Annotated in this window: 25 protein-coding genes; 11 read left to right on the top strand and 14 right to left on the bottom strand. The window is 51.2% G+C overall.

The genetic code is table 11. The features are described 5' to 3' along the window. Nucleotides 1-16 precede the first annotated feature (16 nt). The 6 genes from pabB (at nucleotide 17) to ACOTSW_RS10185 (ending at nucleotide 7,401) form a co-directional block, all read left to right on the top strand. The gene (gene pabB, locus ACOTSW_RS10160) at nucleotides 17-1,897 is read left to right on the top strand and encodes an aminodeoxychorismate synthase component I (protein WP_423678963.1); all 1,881 of its coding nucleotides are present in this window, start codon (nucleotides 17-19) and stop codon (nucleotides 1,895-1,897) included. A gap of 204 nt (nucleotides 1,898-2,101) precedes the next feature. Then, nucleotides 2,102-3,217 (top strand): ABC transporter substrate-binding protein, encoded by a 1,116-nt coding sequence (locus tag ACOTSW_RS10165; protein WP_423682293.1) that lies wholly within the window; start codon nucleotides 2,102-2,104, stop codon nucleotides 3,215-3,217. Nucleotides 3,218-3,339: 122 nt separating this feature from the next. Next, nucleotides 3,340-4,395 carry a branched-chain amino acid ABC transporter permease gene (locus ACOTSW_RS10170; protein WP_423678964.1) on the top strand — a complete coding sequence of 352 codons (1,056 nt, stop codon included), beginning with the start codon at nucleotides 3,340-3,342 and terminating at the stop codon, nucleotides 4,393-4,395. Then, nucleotides 4,392-6,209, top strand: coding sequence for an ABC transporter permease subunit (locus ACOTSW_RS10175; protein WP_423678965.1), 1,818 nt, complete (start codon nucleotides 4,392-4,394; stop codon nucleotides 6,207-6,209). Before ACOTSW_RS10170 ends, ACOTSW_RS10175 begins: the two co-directional genes overlap by 4 nt. Then, a complete protein-coding gene (locus ACOTSW_RS10180) occupies nucleotides 6,209-6,979 on the top strand; it encodes an ABC transporter ATP-binding protein (protein ID WP_423678966.1) in 771 nt (256 codons plus the stop codon). The genes ACOTSW_RS10175 and ACOTSW_RS10180 overlap by 1 nt, the downstream gene beginning before the upstream one ends. Before the next feature lie 29 nt (nucleotides 6,980-7,008). Next, nucleotides 7,009-7,401, top strand: coding sequence for a VOC family protein (locus ACOTSW_RS10185; RefSeq protein WP_423678967.1), 393 nt, complete (start codon nucleotides 7,009-7,011; stop codon nucleotides 7,399-7,401). A gap of 35 nt (nucleotides 7,402-7,436) precedes the next feature. Here ACOTSW_RS10185 and ACOTSW_RS10190 read toward each other — a convergent pair whose 3' ends face one another. The 6 genes from ACOTSW_RS10190 to gpmA are packed head-to-tail and all read right to left on the bottom strand — an operon-like array spanning nucleotide 7,437 to nucleotide 13,301. After that, the gene (locus ACOTSW_RS10190; RefSeq protein WP_423678968.1) at nucleotides 7,437-8,222 is read right to left on the bottom strand and encodes a spermidine synthase; all 786 of its coding nucleotides are present in this window, start codon (nucleotides 8,220-8,222) and stop codon (nucleotides 7,437-7,439) included. Further along, nucleotides 8,219-8,860, bottom strand: coding sequence for a glutathione S-transferase family protein (locus tag ACOTSW_RS10195; RefSeq protein ID WP_423678969.1), 642 nt, complete (start codon nucleotides 8,858-8,860; stop codon nucleotides 8,219-8,221). The genes ACOTSW_RS10190 and ACOTSW_RS10195 overlap by 4 nt, the downstream gene beginning before the upstream one ends. 43 nt (nucleotides 8,861-8,903) lie before the next feature. Further along, nucleotides 8,904-9,671, bottom strand: coding sequence for a HesA/MoeB/ThiF family protein (locus tag ACOTSW_RS10200; protein WP_423678970.1), 768 nt, complete (start codon nucleotides 9,669-9,671; stop codon nucleotides 8,904-8,906). 43 nt (nucleotides 9,672-9,714) lie between these two features. Beyond that, nucleotides 9,715-11,196 (bottom strand): S41 family peptidase, encoded by a 1,482-nt coding sequence (locus ACOTSW_RS10205; RefSeq protein ID WP_423678971.1) that lies wholly within the window; start codon nucleotides 11,194-11,196, stop codon nucleotides 9,715-9,717. Nucleotides 11,197-11,210: 14 nt separating this feature from the next. Next, nucleotides 11,211-12,548, bottom strand: a complete 1,338-nt coding sequence (locus tag ACOTSW_RS10210) for a murein hydrolase activator EnvC family protein (RefSeq protein ID WP_423678972.1) — start codon at nucleotides 12,546-12,548, stop codon at nucleotides 11,211-11,213. A gap of 6 nt (nucleotides 12,549-12,554) precedes the next feature. Next, a complete protein-coding gene (gene gpmA / locus ACOTSW_RS10215; protein WP_423678973.1) occupies nucleotides 12,555-13,301 on the bottom strand; it encodes a 2,3-diphosphoglycerate-dependent phosphoglycerate mutase in 747 nt (248 codons plus the stop codon). Between the two features lie 101 nt (nucleotides 13,302-13,402). On the opposite strand from gpmA, the gene ACOTSW_RS10220 reads away from it, so the two are divergent. The 5 genes from ACOTSW_RS10220 (at nucleotide 13,403) to ACOTSW_RS10240 (ending at nucleotide 16,541) form a co-directional block, all read left to right on the top strand. Next, nucleotides 13,403-13,804, top strand: a complete 402-nt coding sequence (locus ACOTSW_RS10220) for a rhodanese-like domain-containing protein (RefSeq protein ID WP_423678974.1) — start codon at nucleotides 13,403-13,405, stop codon at nucleotides 13,802-13,804. 24 nt (nucleotides 13,805-13,828) lie between these two features. Then, a complete protein-coding gene (gene grxC / locus ACOTSW_RS10225; RefSeq protein WP_423678975.1) occupies nucleotides 13,829-14,089 on the top strand; it encodes a glutaredoxin 3 in 261 nt (86 codons plus the stop codon). A 191-nt stretch (nucleotides 14,090-14,280) separates the two neighbouring features. Then, nucleotides 14,281-14,754 carry a protein-export chaperone SecB gene (gene secB, locus ACOTSW_RS10230; protein ID WP_423678976.1) on the top strand — a complete coding sequence of 158 codons (474 nt, stop codon included), beginning with the start codon at nucleotides 14,281-14,283 and terminating at the stop codon, nucleotides 14,752-14,754. Between the two features lie 64 nt (nucleotides 14,755-14,818). Next, nucleotides 14,819-15,268: an SH3 domain-containing protein gene (locus ACOTSW_RS10235; protein ID WP_423678977.1), complete on the top strand. Its 450-nt coding sequence runs from the start codon at nucleotides 14,819-14,821 to the stop codon at nucleotides 15,266-15,268. A gap of 274 nt (nucleotides 15,269-15,542) precedes the next feature. After that, nucleotides 15,543-16,541, top strand: coding sequence for an NAD(P)H-dependent glycerol-3-phosphate dehydrogenase (locus ACOTSW_RS10240; RefSeq protein WP_423682295.1), 999 nt, complete (start codon nucleotides 15,543-15,545; stop codon nucleotides 16,539-16,541). 1 nt (nucleotide 16,542) lies between these two features. Here the strand turns inward: ACOTSW_RS10240 and ACOTSW_RS10245 are convergent, their stop codons facing one another. The 8 genes from ACOTSW_RS10245 to ACOTSW_RS10280 all read right to left on the bottom strand — a co-directional run bounded on the left by ACOTSW_RS10245 (nucleotide 16,543) and on the right by ACOTSW_RS10280 (nucleotide 24,070). Further along, complete coding sequence (locus ACOTSW_RS10245) at nucleotides 16,543-16,755, bottom strand: hypothetical protein (RefSeq protein WP_423678978.1); 213 nt, start codon at nucleotides 16,753-16,755, stop codon at nucleotides 16,543-16,545. A gap of 125 nt (nucleotides 16,756-16,880) precedes the next feature. Further along, nucleotides 16,881-17,396 (bottom strand): GAF domain-containing protein, encoded by a 516-nt coding sequence (locus ACOTSW_RS10250; RefSeq protein WP_423678979.1) that lies wholly within the window; start codon nucleotides 17,394-17,396, stop codon nucleotides 16,881-16,883. A gap of 82 nt (nucleotides 17,397-17,478) precedes the next feature. Then, nucleotides 17,479-17,676, bottom strand: a complete 198-nt coding sequence (locus ACOTSW_RS10255; RefSeq protein ID WP_423678980.1) for a hypothetical protein — start codon at nucleotides 17,674-17,676, stop codon at nucleotides 17,479-17,481. 32 nt (nucleotides 17,677-17,708) lie between these two features. Further along, nucleotides 17,709-19,049 carry an ATP-dependent protease ATPase subunit HslU gene (gene hslU / locus ACOTSW_RS10260; RefSeq protein ID WP_423678981.1) on the bottom strand — a complete coding sequence of 447 codons (1,341 nt, stop codon included), beginning with the start codon at nucleotides 19,047-19,049 and terminating at the stop codon, nucleotides 17,709-17,711. Nucleotides 19,050-19,118: 69 nt separating this feature from the next. Continuing rightward, nucleotides 19,119-19,655, bottom strand: coding sequence for an ATP-dependent protease subunit HslV (hslV, locus tag ACOTSW_RS10265; RefSeq protein ID WP_423678982.1), 537 nt, complete (start codon nucleotides 19,653-19,655; stop codon nucleotides 19,119-19,121). A gap of 251 nt (nucleotides 19,656-19,906) precedes the next feature. Next, nucleotides 19,907-21,334 carry a hypothetical protein gene (locus ACOTSW_RS10270; RefSeq protein ID WP_423678983.1) on the bottom strand — a complete coding sequence of 476 codons (1,428 nt, stop codon included), beginning with the start codon at nucleotides 21,332-21,334 and terminating at the stop codon, nucleotides 19,907-19,909. 259 nt (nucleotides 21,335-21,593) lie between these two features. Next, complete coding sequence (locus ACOTSW_RS10275; RefSeq protein ID WP_423678984.1) at nucleotides 21,594-23,588, bottom strand: TonB-dependent receptor; 1,995 nt, start codon at nucleotides 23,586-23,588, stop codon at nucleotides 21,594-21,596. Between the two features lie 98 nt (nucleotides 23,589-23,686). Continuing rightward, entirely contained in the window at nucleotides 23,687-24,070 is a 384-nt protein-coding gene (locus ACOTSW_RS10280; protein ID WP_423678985.1) for a hypothetical protein, read from the bottom strand. Between the last annotated feature and the right edge of the window lie 22 nt (nucleotides 24,071-24,092).

Consider the following 24,092-nt stretch of genomic DNA (forward strand, 5'->3'; position numbering starts at 1 on the left):
ATGTTGAAGTCTGACCGTGTCTGATATTTTCCCACCCAATTTTTCTTTATCCCAGCTGTTGCATTCCGCTCAGCCCTTTGCATTACTCGATGATGCCCAAGCGGATGCGGCACAGTCGCGCCTGTATTATGGTTTACAACGAGTAGCGGTGTGCAGAGAGTTATCGGACTGGCCAGGTTTTATTCATACGCTTGAAACAGCGTTGCGGGACGGGTATTACGGCGTGGCTTTACTTTCGTATGAGACTGGCGCGCAGTTACAGGACATTACACCGCACGATGGTGCTGCAGTTTCCAGAGTGGCGATTTTCCGGCATTGTCTGAAGCTGAACAGTACACAGGTAGCACAGCTGTTAAGAGAAATTCCGGCATCTGTGGCTGGCATCGCAGATATCCGTCCTGACATAGATGAGTCTGCATTTTGTGAGGCGATAAAAAAAATACAGACCTATATCGCTGCCGGTGACACGTATCAGGTGAATTACACGTATCGCCTGCACTTCGATGCCTATGGTGACCCGCTTGCTTTATACCGGCGTTTGCGCGAGCGCCAGCCTGTGCCCTACGGTGCGCTGATATGCATGCCCGAGGGTGATATCGTGATTTCCATGTCGCCGGAACTGTTCATCCGCCATCAGCAAGGCAACTTATACGCTAAACCCATGAAGGGAACGGCTGCCGCCACGGGCGACACGCTGCGTGATCAGCAACTGGCTGCCGGGCTCGCAGCAGATACCAAGAACCGTGCCGAAAACCTGATGATCGTCGATTTGCTGCGCAATGATCTTGGCCGTATTGCTGAGACGGGCTCGGTACAAGTGCCGCAATTATTTGAAGTGAATCGTTTTTCCAGTGTGCTGCAGATGACCTCGACGATACATGCGCGTCTGCGTGCTGATCTGGGGCTGGTTGACATACTCAATGCGCTGTTTCCCTGCGGTTCTATCACCGGTGCACCTAAACGCAGAACCATGGAAATTATCCGCGAGATTGAACCTGCAGCACGTGATTTATATACCGGTGCGATAGGCTGGTTCGATCCACCACAGCATACCAATATGCCGGGTGATTTCTGTTTGTCGGTACCTATCCGTACTATGCAATTGCAGGTACCGGACACGGATGCCGGGCCAAGTACCTCTGTACGTAAGGGCGTCATGGGGGTAGGTGCCGGGATAGTGTATGACAGCCGCGCCGATGAAGAATTTGCCGAATGTCAGTTGAAGGCAAAATTTCTGACTGGATTACCGGCACAATTTGAATTGTTCGAAACCATGTATGCCACGCGCGAACTGGGTTGTCGTTACTGGACACGCCATTTGCACCGTTTACGCGGGTCTGCACAGTATTTCGGTTTTGTCTGGAATGAAGCAGAGATCATCGGCGCAGTCCAAGGCTTCTGTGCCAATTTGCCTCCATACACCGCATACCGCTTACGTTTGGCAGTGAATACGCAAGGTCAGGTGGCGATGACGTCGGGTGTGCTGACGCCGCTTAGTGCCGATCCTCGTGCCATGCTGGCGCAACAGACGACATCCAGTGACGAATTATTTTTGCGGCATAAATCAAGCATCCGGCAAAGCTACGACGAAGCCTGGAAGGCGGCGGAAGCTCACGGTGCTTTTGATATGCTGTTTTTCAACGAGCAAGGCTATCTGACCGAAGGTGGCCGCAGCAACGTTCTGATTCAGAAAGACGGTATCTGGCTGACTCCGCCCTTATCCGACGGTGTGTTGCCAGGAGTAATGCGTTCCGTATTGCTGGAAGAGCCTGAGTTTCAACAGCAATACAATGTGCGTGAACAATCGCTGACCCGTGCTGATCTCGACAACGCCGATCAGATCATGTTGTGCAATGCCTTGCGCGGCGCATTTACAGTCAGACTCTTACAACGATAGTGCCTGCAATATTGCCTGTTGAAATCATTACGGGTTGTGCCGCAGGTCGCTGACGGGTTACACTCGGAACGGTGGCAGCAAGTATATGCTGATCAATTCTAACGACAAACAAGAAACAGAAAAGATCATTTGCATGATCTCAACAGGAGATGACCGATGAAAAAACACCACGTTCTCGCAGCTTTGCCCGCATTGATTGCCCTCATGTTCAGCGCCAATGTCGCAGCCCAGATTAAAGTCGGCGTGAATGTTTCCGCTACGGGTGCCGGTGCCTCCATGGGCATACCGGAAAAAAATACTTTTGCTTTGCTGCCGAAAGAAATTGCTGGCAAAAAAGTCGAGTACATTATTCTTGATGATGCCTCCGACTCGACGACCGCAGTCAAAAATGCGCGCAAGCTGGTATCCGAAGATAAGGTGGATTTGCTGATAGGTTCGACCATAGTGCCGACTTCTCTGGCGATGATTGATGTGGCGGCAGAGACTGAAACGCCGATGATATCGATGGCTGCCGCCGCTTCTATTATTTCGCCAGCCGATGCAAAACGTCATTGGATATTTAAAACGCCGCAAAACGATTCGCACATGTCAACCGCGGTCATCAGTCATATGGCCGATGCCGGCATCAAGACCGTAGGGTTTATCGGTTTCAGTGATGCGTATGGTGAGGGCTGGTACAAAGAATTTTCCAAGCTGGCGGAATTACGCAAAATAAAAATTGTGGCAAACGAACGATTTGCCCGCCCGGATACGTCGGTTACCGGACAAATCCTGAAAATTATCGCCAGCAATCCCGACGCGGTGTTCATTGCTGGTGCCGGTACACCTGCTGCCTTGCCGCAAAAGACCTTAAAAGAGCGTGGTTACAAAGGGAAGATTTATCAGACACATGGCATCGCCAACAATGACTTCCTGCGCGTTTGCGGCAAAGATTGTGAAGGTACCTGGTTACCCGCGGGTCCATTACTGGTTGCGGAACAGTTGCCGGCAGATAATCCGGTAAAAAAATCTGCTTTACGTTATAGCACCGTCTATGAAAAAGCATACGGAGCAGGTTCAGTGTCAACTTTTGGCGGCCATGCCTGGGACGCCGGATTATTGCTGGAAAACGCAGTGCCAACCGCATTGAAAAAAGCCCAGCCGGGAACTAAAGAATTCAGAGCAGCGTTACGTACGGCGATAGAAAACACCACGAATTTGGCCGTTTCTCATGGCATCGTCAATATGAATAGCGGCGATCATGTTGGCCTGGATCAGCGTTCCCGCGTGATGGTGCAGATCGCCGGTGGCAAATGGAAACTCGCAGGGCAGGCGAAGTAAGCCTCAGTGTTCATCATACAAGGGAGCTGCGGCTCCCTTTTGCATGGTATTCCGGTTGTCTTAGAAATTTTTATGTAAGTCAGTGACGGTAGTTCAGTTTGTTTCAGCGAGAAAGTTTTTCCATGGATTTTTCGATTGCCGCCATCCTCGCGCAGGATGGCATCACCAGTGGTGCGATATATGCGCTACTGGCTCTGGCGCTGGTGCTGGTGTTTTCCGTTACCCGCATCATTTTTATTCCTCAAGGTGAATTTGTCGCTTTTGGCGCACTGAGTCTGGCGGCGATACAGTCAGGGCAATTTCCACATTCAGTCACATTGTTGCTGGGCTTGGGAACATTGTGTCTGCTCAAAGAAATTTATCAGCATCTGCGCGCGTCGCAGCGAAGCAAAAATGTTTTACGTGCATTGTTTCCGGCAATAGCAAAGCTGTTGCTGTTGCCTTTGCTGCTCTGGGTGTTGATGCGCTATCTGCCATTGCAGCAATTACCCATGCTGGTGCAGGTTATGCTGACCTTGTTGGTGGTGATTCCTATGGGGCCGATGATGTACCGGCTCGCCTATCAGCCGCTGGCGGAAGCTAGTACGCTGGTGCTGCTGATTGTTTCTGTCGGGCTGCATCTGGCGCTGACGGGGCTGGGTCTGGTGATGTTCGGCGCTGAGGGCTCAAGAACTGCTGCTTTCAGTGACGCACAATTACAGCTGGGTTCACTGATGATCTCAGGACAGAGTCTGGTGGTGATTGCCGTTTCTGTCACGCTGATGATCGCTTTGTATGTCTATTTTGAGCGCAGTTTGTCTGGTAAAGCGTTGCGGGCAACCGCCGTCAATCGTCTTGGTGCGCAACTGGTCGGTATAGGCACGACGCAGGCTGGCCGTCTGGTTTTCACGCTGACGGCAGCCTTAGGTGCCTTGTGCGGCGTCTTGATTGCGCCAATGACGACGGTGTATTACGACAGCGGTTTTCTGATCGGGCTGAAAGGCTTTGTCGGTGCGATTGTCGGCGGTTTGTTCAGCTATCCGGTGGCTGCCGCTGGTGCCTTACTGGTTGGTTTGCTTGAATCGTATTCTTCGTTCTGGGCCAGCGCTTATAAAGAGGTGATCGTGTTTACGCTGATTATCCCGGTACTGCTGTGGCGTTCTCTCAGCAGTAAACACAATGACGAGGAGGAATCATGAGTCACCTCCTGCGTTATGGAAAATACGTATTGCTGGCGCTGGTGTTCATTTTTCCGGCATTACCGATTCCCGAATTCTGGATCACTTTATCGAATTACATAGGCTTGTATGCGATCGTCGCGCTGGGTCTGGTTTTGCTGACCGGTGTCGGTGGTCTGACCTCGTTCGGGCAGGCGGCGTTTGTCGGTATCGGCGCGTATGCTACTGCTTATCTGAGTACGACGGCGGGCTTATCACCGTGGCTGGGTTTGCTTGCCGGTTTGCTAATCACTGTTGTGGCAGCTCTGGCAATCGGGATGATTACGATGAGCTTATCCGGCCACTATCTGCCACTGGGGACGATCGCCTGGGGCTTGTCCCTGTTTTTCCTGTTCGGCAATCTCGAATTTCTGGGGAAATACGATGGCATCAACGGCATTCCGTCGATTGCGATCTTCGGCATCAGGCTTGATAGCGGCCGCAGCATGTATCTGCTGATCTGGGCCATATTGTTGCTGGCAACGCTGGCGCTACAGCATCTGTTGCAGTCGCGTCCCGGTCGTGCGATACGTGCGCTCAAAGGGGGCGGTGTGATGGCGGAAGCGATGGGGGTGAATACCGCTCGCATGAAAGTCATCGTTTTCGTGCTGGCAGCCATGCTGGCGAGTATTTCCGGCTGGTTGTACGCCCATTTACAGCGCTCCGTGAACCCGACACCATTTGGCCTGAATGCCGGTATCGAATATTTGTTTATGGCCGTGGTGGGTGGCGCCGCACATGTGTGGGGCGCTTTGCTGGGCTCGGCATTGCTGACCATCCTGAAAGATAAACTGCAAGCGATACTACCCGCGTTGTTAGGCAGTAATGGTAATTTTGAAGTAATCGTTTTTGGCATCCTGCTGATACTGTTACTGCAAACAGCGCGCGACGGTGTATGGCCCTATCTCAGCCGTGCTGCGAAAAATATATTCCAGCCGTGGTTAGCGACAGAACCGGCTATCGTGATCAACATTCATAGTGCGCCACTCGCTAGCCGTATTAAGCCAGCCAGTGGTAACGTGATTTTAGAGATCGTGCAGGCGCGCAAAGAGTTTGGTGGTCTGGTTGCTGTGAATGACATGCAGTTCAGTGTCAGCGCAGGGCAGATTGTTGGCCTGATAGGGCCGAATGGTGCCGGTAAATCGACGATGTTCAATCTGGTGACGGGAGTATTGCCGCTGACCAGTGGTGCAGTCCGTTTTTATAGCGATGGCCAGTTACAGGACATTACCGGTTTTGCGTCGCGCGACATTGTCAGACTCGGTATCGCCCGCACGTTTCAGCATGTACGTTTGCTGGCGAATATGAGTGTGCTGGAAAACGTGGCGATAGGCGCGCACCTGCGACATAAGCAGGGTGATGTCAGCGAAGTGTTCGCCAGTATTTTGCGTCGCGATCGTAACATCGAAGACAGTTTGCTGGCCGAAGCAGCACACCAGATTGAACGGGTTGGCCTGGCACATCTGATGCATGAAGATGCGGGCAATCTGGCGCTGGGTCAGCAACGTATTTTAGAAATTGCACGTGCACTGTGCTGTGACCCTGTTTTGCTGTTACTCGACGAGCCTGCTGCTGGCTTGCGTTATAAGGAAAAACAGGAACTCGCAGAATTGTTGCGAAAATTGCGCGCCGAAGGGATGAGTATTTTGCTGGTGGAACACGATATGGATTTCGTGATGAATCTGACCGATCATCTGGTCGTGATGGAATTCGGCAGCAAAATAGCCGAAGGTTTGCCGCAAGAAATTCAACAACATCCGGCGGTATTGGAAGCGTATTTAGGTGGAATAGACTGATGACACAAGAAAATTCTCAGGCAAATTCACAAGCGCTGCTGTTCACCGATCAATTGCAGGTGTTGTACGGCAAGGTCGAAGCCTTGCAGACGACGAATATCCGGGTGGAGCGTGGACAGATCGTCACCGTTATCGGCCCGAATGGTGCCGGTAAATCAACGATGCTCAACGGCATCGCTGGTGCTTTGCCTGCCAGCGGTAGCCAGCGTGGGCAGGTCCTTTTTAACGGGCAGGATTTACGCGGCATCAGCATAGAAAAACGCGTTTCTATGGGAATGTCGCTGGTGCCGGAAAAACGTGAATTGTTTGCCAGCATGAAAGTGGAAGACAATCTTTTGTTAGGCAGTTATCGGCGTTATCAGGCAGGGGAAAAAAACTATGCCGATCAGCTCAGCGTGGTGTTTGATTTATTTCCGCGTCTGAAGGAGCGGCGTCATCAGGAAGCGGGCACCTTGTCCGGCGGCGAGCGACAGATGCTTGCGCTGGGGCGTGCACTGATGGCAAAACCGCAGTTGCTGATGCTCGATGAACCTAGTCTTGGTCTGGCGCCATTGATCGTCAAAGAAATTTTTCACATCATTCAGCGGCTCAGGCAAACCGGCGTCGCCATATTGCTGGTTGAACAGAATGCGCGTGCTGCTTTACAGGTGGCCGACTATGCGTATGTGCTGGAAACCGGCGCGATCGCACTGCAAGGCAATGCCGCGGAACTCGCCCATGATCAGCGCGTGATTGATACCTATCTGGGGCTGATGAAGAAATCTCACTGAATGTGGCATAAGCATAATGAGGGAACGCGATGCTATCTCATGTATTTATTGGCGTGAATGATTTTCAGCGCGCTTTTCACTTCTATTCTGGAGTGATGACTGAACTGGCATTGCAACTTAAATTTTCAGAAGAAGATAAGGCGTGGGCAGGCTGGGTTGCAGCAGATCAGCCGCGCCCTCTATTTTTGATCGGCAGACCATTTAATGGAGCGCCAGCCTCGGCAGGAAATGGGCAGATGATTGCGTTGCTGGCGTCTGATCGGGCGATGGTCAGACGGGTGTATGCAAAGGCAATACAACTGGGGGCGAACTGCGAAGGTGTTCCGGGACTGCGACCGCAATACCATGCAGATTACTACGGTGCCTATTTCCGGGATCCGGATGGCAATAAATTATGCGTCTGTTGTCATACGCCGGAGTGACAACAGACTGACAACAGACTGACAACAGACAGGCATCACTGCCTATCCTGCATCCAGGCTTTTAACCCGTTAACCCATTTCGCTGCCGGCAATTTCATACTGAGTCTGATCTCCGTTGCCCGCTCATACAGCACATCAAAATCGACTACCGGTGCCTGTTTGAAGGCGATCGCGACGGTGTTCGCGTCATGCACCATCGGTAGCCAGACGACCGCATCAAAGGCTGCGTTCAAGGCATCCAGATTCGCATTGCAATTAGCTTCGTAGTGTTCAGGATCCCCGAATAAATTGACCGTCAGCATGCCGTCATCAGTCAGACAATCGGCGCAAGCCTGATAAAACTCCGGGCTGCTGAGTGCCGGTGCTTCGGCGGCGGCATCGTACAGATCGACCTGCATCACGTCGGCTTTGCCATGATGCGCGGTATCGGTCACATAGGTCATTGCGTCCATAGCGACGACATGCAGCCTGTCGTCGTTGGGGGGCAGGCGAAAATGCTGATAGCAGGCCGCGATCACATTCGGATTCAGCTCGATCGCAGTGACTTGCGTATCTGAGAACTGACGGTAACAGAATTTGGTCAGCGCTGCGGCCCCCAGTCCCAGCTGGATGATATGTTGCGGTGTTTTCTTGAACAGGAGCCACATTATCATTTGCTGCACGTATTCCAGTTCAATCTGATCCGGCATGGCCAATCGCATTGAGCCTTGTATGGCGTCCGATGACAAATGCAGGGAGCGCACACCGTTAAACTCGGAAATACTGACTTGCGGATAAGCGGCAATCTGGGTCGCAGTGTACAAACCGACCGGATTACTCATGCTGTCTTATCCTCAGGCCAGATATCGACGCCTTCTATTTCCATCATTTTTTTCCAGCTCGGGCGATTCGTAATCAGTTGCACCAGATGATTCAGTGCCGGCCATTCCGTTGCCGGATGTGGCATCTTGCGCGACCAGCGCATCAGCACTGTCAGATAGAGATCTGCGACCGAAAATTGCGAACCGAGAAGATAAGGACCGTGCGTGCTCAGACGCTGATCTAACTGATCCCATATTTTTTCTATACGCGCCTGCAAGGCATGGCGTACTTCATCGGGATGTGTTGCGTAACCGAGTTCAGAAGGATAAAACCAGAAACGATAGGTGGCCTGCAGATTGTGACTCAGATAAACCATCCACTGACGCCATTCATCGTATTGTTCCGGCGTGCCGGCCAGACCTGCCGCCGGATGGCGTTCTGCGAGCAGCATCAGTAAAGCAGCCGTTTCTATATATGGCTTGCCATCGCACATGAGCGTCGGCACGACCCCGTTCGGATTCAGACGCAGGTAAGCGGGATCTTTCTGCTGGTTTTTTTCAAAATCGACCAGTTGCAGTTCATAAGGCGCAGCGGTTTCCAGTAAAGCGAGATGTACCGCCATGCTGGCGGTCGAAGGGGAGTAATAGAGTGTGTACATGATTTTCTGGTGAAAATAGGGAGACAACACTTGTCGCTAAAAATTAATCGGGCGAGGAAATATGTGTGCTACCGCATACAGGACAACGCGGATTTTTTTTCATGCCTATCGTTGTCCATTCCATGTTCATCGCATCCAGTAGCAGCAAACGTCCTTGCAGAGATTGTCCCGTTTGCATGATCAGCTTCAAGGCTTCGGCTGCCTGCATGGTGCCGATGATACCGACCAGTGGCGCAAAGACACCCATACTGGAGCACCGGACTTCCTCGAATTTCTGATCCGGTGGAAACAGACATGCGTAGCAAGGCGATTCAGCATGCCGCGCATCGAAGACGCTGATCTGACCGTCAAATGCAATGGCTGCACCGGACACCAACGGTATCTGATATCTGACACAGGCAGCGTTGACTGCATGGCGCGTGCTGAAATTGTCACAGCAATCCAGCACAATATCCGCCTCTTGTATCAGGTCTTCCAGCCTTTGCCCCTGAACCCGTTCCTGCAGGGCGATGATTTGAACATCAGGGTTGATCTGTTGCAGCGCAGCCCGGCCAGAGAATACCTTTGCCATGCCGATACGCTCAGTCGTATGCAGGATTTGTCTTTGCAGATTCGTCAGATCGACGTTGTCGTTATCGACCAGAGTGAGGTTGCCGACACCGGCGCTGGCCAGATACATCGCAGCGGGGGAACCGAGACCACCGGCTCCTACGATCAGAACTTTGGCTTCAGTAATTTTTTGCTGGCCTTCTATGCCTATCTGCTCAAGCAGAATATGGCGCGAATAGCGCAGGAGTTGATTGTCGTTCATGAGATAAAAAAGGCCGCTGTGCAGCGGCCTTGTGAAGGTCAGATTATTTTTTCTTGTGATCAGATTTGCCGTCTTTGTCGGTTTTTTCTGATTTTTCCGCACCATCTTTTGCTGCGTCTTTCGTTTCTTTCACTTCTTTTGGTTCAGTCACTTTGACTGGCAAGCCTTTCAGATGATTCAGCGCTTGCGCTAACTGGAAATCTTCTTTGCTGCCGTATTCCAATGGTTTGCTTTTCTTGGCCAGGGCCAGCAGGCGTTGCTCTTCTTCGAGTTCATCGACTTTCGGGCGGACAACTTCTTTTTCTTTATCGTTCGTGAGATGCTTTTGTAAATCTGCTTCACGTGCGCGGAAACTGTTGAAACCATCACCTTCGGCTGTTTCTTCGACATTCAGATCTGGCACGATGCCTTTTGCCTGTATTGAGCGGCCGTTCGGCGTGTAATAGCGCGCAGTCGTCAGTTTGACTGCTGTATCAGCAGAAATCTGGCGTATGGTCTGTACAGAACCTTTACCGAAACTCTGGGTGCCGATCACCGTTGCACGTTTGTAATCCTGCAAAGCACCGGCGACGATTTCCGATGCGGAAGCCGAGCCGGTATTGATTAACACGACCATAGGCACGGTTTTAATGGCTTCCGGCAATTTAGCCAGCGGGTCACCCATTGCGCGGCCTGCGTAATATTCGCGTTTGGCATAAAAGGTGGCTTTTGAGTCCGGCAACTGACCATTGGTGGAAACCACCGGTACATCCTTAGGCAAAAATGCAGCGGAAACGCCGACTGCGCCTGGCAGTACGCCGCCCGGATCATTACGCAAATCCAGTACCAGACCTTTGATGGCAGGGTCCTGCGCATACAAAGCCTGAATTTTCTTCGCCATATCTTCGACAGTCGGCTCCTGGAACTGCGAGATACGCAGCCATGCATAACCGGGTTCAACAATCTTCGCTTTGACACTTTGCTGTTTAATCAGTTCGCGTGTGATCGTGACGATGATTGGTTTATCTTCTGTTTTACGGGCAATCGTCAGCGTGATTTTTGTGTTCGGTTCACCGCGCATTTTTTTGACAGCTTCATCAAGCGTCATGCCTTTGACTGGCAACGAATCGAGACGCGTGATCAGATCGCCGGGTTTCAAGCCGGCACGGTATGCAGGGGAATCTTCTATCGGGGATACGATTTTGACATAGCCGTCTTCCATACCGACTTCAATACCGAGGCCAACGAATTTACCTTGTGTGCCTTCCTTCAATTCTTTGAAGGACTTTTTATCCAGATAGGCAGAGTGCGGGTCCAGCGATGCCACCATGCCAGAGATCGCCTCTGTCAGCAGCTTGTTATCATCGACAGGTTCAACATAATCTGATTTGATCAGACCGAAGACATCCGCTAACTGACGCAACTCTTCCACAGGCAGGGGGCTGCCGGCATTTTTTTGCGCAAGAGCGGAAAACTGCATGGAAACCGCCACACCGGCGACCATGCCTAAGCCGATTAAACCGAAATTCTTAAATTTACTGCCCATGATTCACCTAAAGCCTATTTAACGACGATCCAGTTCAGTGGATCAAATGCCCGTCCCTGATGACGGATTTCAAAGTATAAACCTGATTCTTCGTTGCCGCCGCTGTTGCCCGCACTGGCAATAATGTCGCCCGCTTTGACGCTGTCGCCGACATGTTTCAATACTGCCTGATTATTGCCATAGATGCTCATGTATTGATCACCATGACCAACAATAATCATATTTCCGTAACCTTTATACCAATCTGCAAAAATGACCTTGCCTGGGGCAATGGCTTTAATTTCACTGCCTTCACTGGCTTTGATGAACAAACCTTTCCAGCTCGGACCATCACCGCGCTTGCTGCCAAACTTTGCCAGAATCTCGCCTTTGACCGGCAACCTTAGCTGTCCCTTGAGACGATCAAATTCTCCGGGGGGCGGTGCTTCCGATTTTGCCTGTTTTGGGGGCGGTTCATCTGCATCAATCGCATTCGGGTTAGGTTTTTTACCGGCTTTCTTGTCCAGCGCTGCTTGCTTCGCTCTTTCCTTCTGCGCTGCAATTCTTTCCTGTCGCTGTTTCTCTTCCTGTTCCGCGCGCAGTTTATCGGCTTTCAACTGCTCTTCTATCAGTTGGTTCAGACGTGAGACAAGATTACTCAGCCTTTGTTCATCTTTTTGCAGATTATCTGCCTGTTTTTTTTGTGCGTAGAGTTTGTTTGATAACTGTCCGACCAGTGCCGCGTGCTTTTTCTTTTCTTTTTCTAACGCGATCTTGTGATCTTTTTCTTCCTCGGCAATTTCATCAAGTTCGGCTTTGGCTTCTTGTGCATCCTGCGTATTTTTTTCTGCGGCTTTCAGGCTGCTGCGCAGACTTTCTATCATTTTTGCCTGCGTCTGCGAGACATAGCCCATGTATTGCAGGTCGCGGTTAATTCGGTTCGGATTGTCGCCAGACAGCAGCAGCTTGATACGATCACTGTCGCCGTGCATGTATTGCCGGCGCAGGAAGGTTGACAGTTGTTTCTTTTGTTTTTCTATCTGAGCGCTTAAAGCTTGTTGTTGCTCGGTCAGCTGCCGGAGTTTTTCTTCAGTCTGCGCTTGTTCGTTCTGCAAATCGCGTAAAGACCGGTTTGCTTCCGAAATCGCTTTTTCAGACTCGGCGAGCGCATCGCTGGCCTGATCTTTGGCACTCTCGGTCTTGTTGATGTCTGTTTTCAGTGCTTTGAGTTTTTGCTGTAACTCTGCGCGCTCAGCTTCTGCTTTGCTTTTTTGCAGGGCGCGCGAGTTACTGGCGGCAAAACCGGATACTGCTGTGCTTGTGATAGACAGGCACAGCAGGCTGGAAAGCAAAAAGCGTGTGTGTTTTTGCATCTAGAATTACTTGGATTTACCCTGGCTGGCAACGGCTTTCAGCGCGGCTTCAATCGCCGACTGATCGCCGAGGTAATAATGTCTGATCGGTTTCAGATCGGCATCCAGTTCATAGACCAAAGGCTGACCGTTAGGAATATTCAGATTGACGATATCATCGTCACTGATGCCATCGAGCATTTTGATCAGCGCACGCAGACTGTTGCCGTGTGCTGAGATCAGGATGCGTTTGCCAGAGCGGATCGCCGGGGCTATGCTGTCTTCCCACGCCGGTACGACACGCGCGACGGTGTCTTTCAGGCATTCTGTCAGCGGGATCTGTTTGCGGTCCAGACCGGCATAACGCGGATCATTGAAGGATGTACGCTCATCGTCTTCTGCCAGTGGATTCGGTGGTGTGTCATAGCTGCGACGCCAGATCAGTACCTGATCATCGCCGTATTTTGCTGCAGTTTCTGCTTTGTTGAGCCCTTGCAGTGCGCCATAGTGGCGTTCGTTCAGACGCCAGTCGTGCACGACCGGTAGCCACATCAGATCCATTTCATCAAGTGTGCCCCACAGCGTGCGGATCGCACGTTTCAGAACAGAGGTATAGGCCAGATCAAATGTCAGACCGGCTTCTTTGAGCAATTTACCTGCCTGCGTTGCCTCTGCGACGCCTTTCGGGGTCAGGTCAACGTCGGTCCAGCCGGTGAAGCGGTTATCGAGATTCCAGGTGGATTCACCATGCCGCATTAATACGATTTTGTACATAATGGTCAGTTTAAGTCGTGGTTAGTATGCATTTAAATATGTTCGCTGCATCTATTTTATAATGACGGGCTTCTGATAACCATTTTTACTACTGGAAACCTGTGAAATTCATTCTTGATAATATTTTTCTGATCGGTATTGCGTTGATTTCTGGTGGTGCTTTGTTACTGCCTTTGTTGCAACGCCGTGGTGCCAAAGTATCGCAATTACAGGCGACACAGTACATCAATCAGGGTAAAACCCTGATACTGGATGTGCGCAGCGCGGACGAATTTGCGACGGGTCATTTGCCGAATGCAAAAAATATCCCGTTGCCGGAAATAAATAATCGCTTGAAAGAAATCGAAAAGTCCAAAAATGCAGTGGTGATCACTGTCTGTGCGACGGGCGTGCGTTCATCGAATGCTGTTTCTGTCTTGAATAAAGCCGGATTTGCGCAGGTATTCAGTCTCGAAGGTGGCACCGAAGCCTGGAAAACCCAGGGTATGCCGATTGTTAAGTAAGCTGTAAAGTAGCAGGAGAAGTCTATGAAACCGCAAGTTCGTATGTATAGCACGGCTGTTTGCCCGTATTGCACGATGGCTGAACGCTTGTTGAAATCCAAGGGTGTCGAGGAAATCGATAAAGTGCGCATTGATCTTGATCCTGCCCAGCGCGAAACGATGATGCAAAAGACCGGGCGCCGCACCGTACCACAGATTTACATCGGTGAGACTCATGTCGGCGGCTTTGACGATCTGTCCGCACTTGACCGTGCCGGTAAGCTCGACGCTTTGCTGAACCCCTGAGCAGAAAATCCGGCTTTAACCGGATTTTCTACGGGCTGGCGATGAAGTGTTTGCATAAGTGCCTGTGAAGTTGTGATTTTTGCAGTCTCCTTGCTACAATAAGGCGGCGCGATCTTGAAATGGCCGGAATTGGCCCTATTTGCTCATCTCGCTGTTCATTATTAATCTTTTAGAATTTTAGAAAGTCTCACATGTCTGACGAAAATCTGCAGCCCGTATTCCAAATCCAACGCGTATATCTGAAAGATTTGTCGCTTGAACAGCCAAATTCTCCGGCGATTTTCCTGGAGCAAGAAGCCCCTGGCATCGAAGTGTCTGTTGATGTCGGTAATGAAAAACTGGCCGATGGCATTTTTGAATCCACAGTGACAGTCACTGTGACAGCGAAAATCGGCGATAAAGTCGCTTTCCTGGTGGAAGGTAAGCAAGCCGGTATTTTTGAAGCGCGCAATATCCCCGAAGATCAGCTTGATCCATTGCTGGGTATCGGTTGCCCGAACATCATCTATCCATATCTGCGTTCTAACGTAGCGGATGCGATCACCCGCGCTGGTTTCCCACCGATTCATCTGTCGGAAATCAACTTTGAAGCTTTCTATGCGCAACGTCTGCAAATCGCAGCAGAGCAGGCTAAAGCAGCTGAAGCACCTGCAACTATCCAGTAATTTTTCCTGATACCCGCCGGATCGCAATCTGATTGACGATCCGCGCTGGTGAAGAAAGACGTCCATGCGCGGCTTGATTTCCATTTCTGCCCTGAGTCTGCTGGCGACGCTGGTGACAGCGCCGGTGCAGGCTCTTGAGTTCCGTTCGGTCGGTGCATCGCCCGTCATCATGTACGACGCACCATCGGTCAAAGGTGGCAAAGTCTATGTGGCACCACGCGGCATGCCGGTGGAAGTGATTTTTACCTCGGGTGCGTGGAGCAAAGTCAGGGATATGGCGGGTGACCTGAGCTGGGTCGAATCCAAGGATCTGATCACCCGCCGCAATCTGATTGTGCGGGTTGCCAATGCGAAAATCCGCGCCAGCGCTGACGATAGCGCCGCACTGGTATTCAGCGCTGAGAAAAATGTCTTGCTGGAAATGGCCGAGCCTGCTTCTGCTGGCTGGGTGAAAGTCCGGCATCGCGATGGCCAGCTTGGTTACGTGAAAGTGAACGAGGTCTGGGGGTTATAATTTCACCCTGATCGCTGGTTTGACGGCAGTAATTCAAAAGAGGACAGCGTGCTGTCCTTTTTTTGTGTGTGACACAAGATGACCGATGGTATTTGCTGGCATCAGGTTGGCCGAACTGATCACCGGAGGCAGCCGGTATTTCAGGGTGAAATTCGCATACTCCCCCTGTTTTTATTAAAAATCCACCGATTGTCGGCATAAATAAAGGGCTTCAAAATATACTGGTGGGAGTATATTTGAGCCGTTTCTGATGAATTTCATCGTAGGTAAGAGCATGAATATCAGCGTATTAGGCGCAGGTGCCTGGGGCACAGCAGTGGCGATTGCCCTGACAGCAAAAAACAAAGTGTTGATGTGGGGTAGAAATCAGGCTGCGATGCAGGAAATGCAGGCGCAGCGCGAGAATGTCGCTTATCTGCCGGGTTTTCCCTTGCCTGAGAATCTGGAAGTGACTGCCGATTTTTCCGCTGCCATGGCGCATGTTGCGGGGAAAGACAGTTTGCTGGTGATCGCGACTTCGGTATCCGGCTTGCGCCCGACCTTAGAGGCCTGCCTCCCGTTTGCACCCCAAAATGTGATCTGGTTGTGTAAAGGCTTTGAAGAATCGACGCAGTTGCTGCCGCATCAGATTGCCCGCGAAATCTTGGGCGACGCGGTGGCCATCGGTGCTTTGTCCGGCCCGTCGTTTGCGCAGGAAGTCGCGCAGGGATTGCCTTGTGCGCTGACGATCGCCTCAACTTCGCCAGCGCTTTGTCAGCGTGTGGTGCAAGCCCTGCACGTCAATGCGATGCGGGTGTATTCCAGCGATGATCTGGTCGGTGTTGAAGTCGGCGGCGCAGTCAAAAATATTCTGGCGATTGCCACCGGTGTGGCTGACGGATTGGGTCTTGGCCTGAATGCCCGCGCGGCTTTGATGACACGCGGTCTGGCAGAAATCAGCCGGCTTGGCGTTGCGCTTGGCGGCCGCGCAGAGACTCTGATGGGGTTGACCGGTGTTGGCGATCTGATCCTGACGTGTACCGGGGACTTGTCGCGTAACCGCAAAGTCGGTCTGGCGCTGGCACAAGGAAAGTCGCTTGCAGTGATCATCGAAGAGCTGGGTCATGTCGCCGAAGGTGTGCGTTGCGCGCAGGCGGTGCGCAGTCTGGCAGCGCGACTGGGCATCGATATGCCGATTACGAATGCGGTGGCGGGCGTCTTATTTGATGGCGTTTCTGCCAGAGAAATGAGTATGCGCTTGTTAGCGCGCGATTCTAAGCAGGAAGTCAGCTGAATCAATAACGGCGGCGTTGCGCCGGATATTCCAGCACCCGCGTGATCACCGGTTCGGCAATTGCGTGGCGTAGCATCAGTTCTCTGATTTTTGTCTGTCCCAGAATGTCCAGATAGTGCAGGCCGATATCCACCAGCAAGCGGGAAATCACATCTTTGCGCCGTGATGGCTGGCGATATTTATATATAGCTTTACGGCGGCGGCTTCCTGGCATGGCGGGCTCCGGCTGGTAGTATGAGCCGAGTATAAAACCAGCTATGCACATTTGGCTACTTACATGTAGTCAAATGTGCAAAGACTTTCATGCAGCCTGGTGTACCGACTGCCCAGAGTGCCCGATCAGATTGCAGGAAAATCTGTAGCGACAACGAATTCCGCCAGCAGCGCTTCCAGCCCTTGCTGATCTTCCGCAGAAAAACGGTTCAGATGAGGGCTGTCGATATCAAATACGCCAACGACCTGACCCTGCACCATCACCGGAATCACGATTTCAGAATTCGATGCAGAATCACAAGCGATATGACCTGGAAACGCATGCACGTCTGGCACCAGCACTGTGCGTTTTTCCGCTGCCGCAGTACCGCAGACGCCACGCTTAAATGGAATGCGTGCGCAGGCGACTTTGCCCTGAAACGGCCCGACCAGTAAATCATGTGGAAATTCTTCTGTGGGGTTTTTGGCTGCTGCGCACAGATAAAATCCGGCCCAGTTCAGCCCCGTCAGGCTGTGATAAATAAAGGCTGAAAATTGCGACGCGTTAGTGCTCAGATTGCGTTCGCCTTCTAAAATACTGCGGATCTGTTTCGCCAGTAAGGCGTAATCCGGTTGTTCACTCGCGGCCGAAGTTTCAAACATGATGTTTTCTCTTGAAATTAAATGTTGCGTTGACTTACTTTTGGTAAGGCAATAAGGCAAGCGTGATAAAAATGCCCAGGCTTTATTCAGCCTTGGCCTTTAGCCTGGGATTTGCTTTTGTTTTTGCTGTTGCGTTCGCTGTGACCGGTGCTGGATGCACTTTTGGCTTTGTGCTGTATGCCAGCTTTGTCGGGAGATGTTGTGCTAAGTGGCGACCGACCTGCGAAGGCTCAACACGGAATTGCATACGCTGCCGTGTTGCCAGTGCTTTGTTTGCCATGTTGAACCCCGCAGAATGATCAGGTACGCCGCTTACAGCACGTAGCGCGACAAGTCTTCATTCACCGACAATGCGCCGAGCCGCTCTTCGACATAGGCCGCATCGATCGACACCACTTTCCCTGCGTTTTCGTGTGCTGCGTAAGAGATTTCCTCCAGCAGTTTTTCCATTACGGTGTAGAGTCGGCGCGCACCGATATTTTCGGTCGTTTCATTGACGGAATATGCGATGCTGGCGAGTTTTTCCACGCCTTCCGGAGTGAAGTCCACCGCAACATCTTCGGTTGCCAGTAAGGCCTGATACTGACGCGTCAGGCAAGCATCGGTGCTGGTCAGTATGCGTTCAAAATCAGCAATCGATAAGGATTCAAGTTCGACGCGGATAGGGAAACGGCCTTGTAATTCCGGGATCAGATCGGACGGTTTGGCGAGATGGAACGCACCGGAAGCGATAAACAGAATATGGTCGGTTTTGATCATGCCATATTTGGTATTGACCGTCGTGCCCTCAACCAGCGGCAGCAAATCGCGTTGCACACCGGCGCGCGAAACTTCGGCGCCACCGGCTTCTGAGCGCGACGCAATTTTATCGATTTCATCCAGAAAAACGATACCGTTCTGCTCGACGTTTCTGATCGCGTCCTGTTTCAATTCTTCTTCGTTAACCAGTTTTGCCGCTTCTTCTTCAATCAGCAATTTGAAGGCGTCCTTGATTTTCAGCTTGCGGGTTTTTTTGCGGCCATTACCTATGCCCGAGAACATGCTCTTGATCTGCTCGGTCATTTCCTCCATGCCCGGTGGCGCCATGATCTCCATGTGTGTCACGGCTTCTGCGACTTCGAGTTCGATTTCTTTATCGTCCAGCGCACCTTCACGCAGGCGTTTACGGAACGTCTGGCGTGTCGCGTTATCAGAAGCTGGCGCAGCTTCACTGCCTTCAGGATGTATCCCGAAATCGCGTGCCGGTGGTAATAAAATATCGAGAATGCGGTCTTCTGCCGCATCTTCTGCGCGCAGGCGCACTTTACGCGTTGCCGCCTCGCGGGTCTGTTTGATACCGATTTCGACCAGATCGCGGATGATGGTATCGACGTCGCGCCCGACGTAACCGACTTCGGTGAATTTCGTCGCTTCAATTTTAATGAAGGGGGCATTCGCCAGTTTCGCCAGCCGGCGCGCAATCTCAGTCTTACCGACGCCGGTCGGGCCTATCATCAGTATGTTCTTGGGTGTAATTTCATGGCGTAAAGGTTCTTCGACCTGCTGGCGACGCCAGCGGTTACGCAGGGCGATAGCAACTGCCCGCTTTGCTTTGGCCTGACCGACCACGTGTTTATCGAGTTCAGAGACGATCTCTTGCGGAGTCATATTCATGCTGTTTCCTATCTGCTTCTCAAATCCATGCCGGCGCCGCAGGCGTACATCAGGCATGGTGAATCAAAATTATTCTAGGGTTTCTATGGTGTGCGACAAATTGGTATAAATGCACAATTCACCTGCAATCGTCAGCGATTTCTTGACGATGTCGACCGGCGACAAATCGGTATTTTCAAACAGGGCAATCGCGGCTGATTGTGCAAAGGTGCCGCCAGAGCCGATCGCGCCTATACCCTGATTGGGTTCGAGTACGTCGCCATTACCGGTGATGACCAGGGTCGTGTCTTTGTCTGCGACCAGCAACATGGCTTCCAGCCGACGCAACATGCGGTCAGTACGCCAGTCTTTGGCGAGTTCCACTGATGCGCGCATCAGATGCCCCTGATGTTTTTCCAGCTTGGCTTCAAAGCGCTCGATCAGGGTGAATGCATCTGCAGTACCGCCGGCAAAGCCTGCCAGCACTTTATTGTGATACAGCTTGCGTACCTTACGCGCTGTGCCTTTCATAACGATGTTGCCAAGGGTGACCTGACCATCGCCGCCGAGGGCGACGACATTGCCGCGCCGTACCGTCAGAATGGTAGTGCCGTGAAATTGTTCCATAAGGACCTCATAAATGGTTGAAACTATGTCGCGAAGCGTCGCAGGCTTGTACCGGCAGACATTGAATCAGAACGGCATTGCGTACTGAAAGAATCTTGTTACGTGAGTGCTTGCTACTGCTGTGATCGTTTTGCAATGGTCTTTATCAGACTGAATATATATCAGTTCAAGAAGCAGCAGCGGCAACGCACAGGCGATGGCGCATCGGAACCCGAAAGAAAATGGGGTGTTTCGGCAGAATTACAAGAAGTCTAGTGCTTACGCAGTGAGATGCTGGCGATATTTTTTAAACCCATCGCGTTAAATAACATCATGACCAGATAATTCACTTCTTCAAAGCGGATAGTGACGCCAGGTTTGCCGACGATAGGTGCGAGACCATTTAATAATTCAGCCGAGGCACTGAATTCCACGCGGTCCAGTTTTGAGCAATCGATGATCAGCGGCTGGTGCAGTGCTGCTTGTTCAGCAATTTTTTTGACCAGCGCATCGACGCTGCCTTCCACTGTGGTGGGCATGAAAAAGCGATCAGAAGGTGCTTCTTCGTCTTCGTGAAGCAGTTCGGGGAAAGCATCCGTGACGTTATTCTTGGGGGCCTCGAAAGACGGAGGTGACACTTCAAATGTAATGCAGTAATCGATGCTGGTTTCTTCGAACGCTTTTTCAAAGTGCAGCAATTGGAGAATTTCCAATAACAGCAGCCACGGTGCTTCTGTCTCATCACGCCGTCCGACCTGCAAAATGGCGCGAATTTTATCTGTCAGGCTTTGTGCGCCGACCAGCATCAGATCATGCCCGGTCTTTTTCAGATTTTTGAGTGTCCGTAACAATAAGCCGCAGCCGACAGGATCAACTTCTTTAATTTTTGAGAAATCCAGACGCAGGCTGGTGCTCTTTGCGCTCGCAGTATTAATTTTTTCCAGTACTTTGACAATCGTGGCGTCAAGTTTGACCGGGAAAAGTATGCTGGGTCGTGATGCATCTTTAGGGTTTGTCTCGGCTTCAGGCTGCGGCGTATTTTCCGGCCATAGCGGAGGAGAGGTTTCAAATTTGTTTGCGTAGTCGAGCGAGAGGCTTTCAAATTTATGCTGATTATTTGTGATCCGGTATAAATCAAACAGCATCTGCCAGCCTATTTCTGTTGCCATTCCTAAATGCTGATGATGTACTGCGGCGTCCAGCATTTGCTCTGCCACGGTATTTTGTCCGCTTGCAAACAAAATCGCAGCTTCTTCGAGCACAGGTACAGATTCACTGTAAGCAAGCGCCGAACCCGGAATCTCGGTGTTATGTCCGAGCAGGTAATCTGAGGGCATAGGCATGGGCAGGGTCGTCTGAAAATAAGCAACTGGAACAGGGCTGGTCAGTGGCTGGGTGTTTTCGGACAGACTTGGTTTCTTACCCTCGTTTTTTTTGGGAAAGTCAGTTTTCGTGAAGGCAGGTGGGCGCGTCTTGACGATATCGCGCGACATTTCAAATTCTATGGCATCAATTTTTCGTTCAGTAGCCCGAGCGACGTGCCGCTGTGCAATGACAGAATTACTGAAAACTTCGCTGTCATGGAAACCTGTAATCACAGTGTTGCCAGATTTTGAGCGAGCTTTTCTTGAAGAAGATTTCTCGGTGGAGCGATCTTCTTTTTTGCCACCTTTTTTACCGAAAAGAGAAAAAATCCCCACGCTATTCCTAAAAAAATACGTCTTAAACGAGTGAAAACTATGCTCGCTAAGTATATTCTTAATTGAGCATAAATAGTAAGCAGCGCTTTTTGGACTTAACAATCTCTTATTTTTTTGAAAGTCATTTTTTTCAAAAAAATATCAGAGAAGTCGACATATTAAGCTTATATAAGAAAAAATGGAGGCTGTTAGCCTCCATTTCATATTTTTCCGTGTTGCTCTTATGCATGTATTTTTACATTTTGTAACAAGCCCGGACTTAAAAGCTGGTTCGGACTCCGGCGATAAAACTGCGGCCCGGTTGCGGAACACTTTCTCTGAGTACTGAAGTGGACAGGCGGATATCCTGATTGAATAAATTTCTTGCCATCAGGAACCAGGTAATTTGCTGTCCCTGATATGGGTGCGAGTAGCTGAGGTTGACATCAGCCCTGGTGTACGACGGCGTGATGTAATTTTCAAAACTGGCCAGCCGATCTTGGCGCTGTGCGTGCAGGATATTCATTGAAGTGCGCCATGGCCCTTGTTTATATCCCAGATCCATGCCTATCCGTGTTGCCGGTTGCAACGGCAAGTTGCCAAGATCAGTTAGGGTGCCGCGCGAGAGATCGGCAAAGGCGCGTGCTGAGAAGCCTTCTCCCAGATGGTTATAACTGATTTCGGCTTCACCGCCATGAATCCTGGCCGTTGCCTGTGACCAGTGACGTAAAGTAAATTCAGCATCGGTCTGAGGGATGCCTTCTGCATCGACTCTGGTGCCATCAGTGTGGCCGTAGATGTAGTTGCTGACCTGATTCAGGAACGCATTCAGTTTCCAGCGCAATAAGCCAGTCGATTTTTGCAGGGTGAATTCGAGATTATGGGAAATCTCTTTCTTCATATTGATATTGCCGATATCAAAAGTCGCTGTCGATTCGTGTGGTCCCGCTGAATACAATTCTTCTGTCGCAGGAGCCCGTTGCGCGAGCGAAAAACTCAGGCCGGCGCTGTATCCCGGGGTAAATTGCCATAAACCGCCGGCCGATGCGGAATACAGATTGAAGTTTCTGCGGGCGAGTGTACTGATTTCATCCGGTTCGCGGCTCACATTTTCAAAGCGGACACCAGCACTGCCGAGCACCTCGCCAAACTGACGTTGCTCAAGGATAAAGGCGGCGACTGAGCTTGATTTTGTGGTTGGAACCGTATCTGCACGACCGCTGGTGGCGGACAATGCAGAAAATCTGGTTTGTTCCGTCTGCAGTCCCCAGCTGCCTTGCCAGCCTGACCAGTTTGCATGTGACAGGACGATGCGGCTTTCCAGCATTTTGTTTTTAAAGTTTGTGACCAGCGTACCATCGTCCGCTTTTTCTGTGTGCTGATAATCGGTGCCGCTGAGTTTAAATTTCAGACTGTCAAAACCTTGCAGTGGAGAATGGAGCTGACCTTCCAGATCCAATCTGTTTTGTCGCAGATCGATAAATGACTTTTCTGCAGTTGGAATGCCGTAACGATCGTTCAGCGTTTGTAATGCCGCACCCAGATAACCCCATGACTGAATCAGAGAAGCGCCTGCTGCAAGGCTGTTGGAGCGGCTGAAACTGGAGGGTAGTTTGCCATCTGCTGAGGCCGGATCTGACTGGTTTGCTTTGCCTGGAATATCATAGTTGCCGGTTTCACGGCTGTTTCCGTCCAGATGCAATCCTATGTTGCCACTGGCACCATCCACGGAGAAGGAGCCACTTTTTTCCTGATTCACAGTGCCGTATCTGAGTTCTGCTTCACCTGTTGCCTTTTTGTTCAGCATTGTAGGAATCCGGTTGTCAATCACGTTGATCAGGCCACCGATGGCACCACTGCCATAAAGCAGAGCAGCCGGGCCGCGCAGAATTTCAATTTGTTGTGCAGTTGAGCTTTCGCTGGCGACGGCGTGATCATTGGACAGACTGGAGATATCCGCGACGGCCATGCCGTTTTGCAGAATTTTGACGCGTGGACCTTCCAGACCGCGGATGATGGGGCGGGAGGCACCGGCACCAAATCCGGATGCGGAGACACCGAGTTCATTACCCAGCGTTTCACCAAGTGAAGTGCCGATTTTTGTGCGCAGCTCAGGGCCGGACAATATCTTTGCCGGTGTCAGCACCTGCATATCTTCGCCGTTTCCCAGTGGGTTAGAGGTGACAGTGACGGTACTGATTGCCTGTGCGTTGGCGTTGTAATGAGCAAATGCGGAGAGTACAGCGGCGGCGGCAATAGTGCGGTGAAATTGCATGATTTTTCCTGAAACATGAAAATGAACAAAGCAGACCGCTCATGCGAGCGATCTGAAAATTGAGCTGAGTGCCGGTCATAGGATTCCGGCTGAGATTTTCAATGCTTCAGAAAAGGCGGGGCGCGTGATGAGAATGGAAGCTGTATGCTGGCGAGCCAGATGGTGCTGGCAGCAAACGCGTTGATGAAATCGGATGCCCTGAGGAGCGATAGTGCCGGTACGCAGGCGTCAAGATAATCTGCAGCCACGGTCGCGTCGAATAAAGCGCATGAATGCAGCGCTCTTTCGTCGGAATCTGATGTGACTTGCCAGAAGGTATAACTGGTGCTGAGTGCGGTAACTTGTGCTTTGCCACTTGGCCAGCCTGCATGTGCCAGTTTATGAGAGAGACTGACCCATTGTGCCAGCAGTAAAGCGGGCAACAGCAGGCACAGCAGCCAGTGGCTGCTGCGTCTGTGTCTGTATGGATAAGATGCGCTCATTTGTACGGCAAACCGGGCTGTT

Origin of the sequence: Undibacterium sp. WLHG33, assembly GCF_049544815.1 — a bacterium.
Lineage (GTDB): Bacteria > Pseudomonadota > Gammaproteobacteria > Burkholderiales > Burkholderiaceae_D > Undibacterium.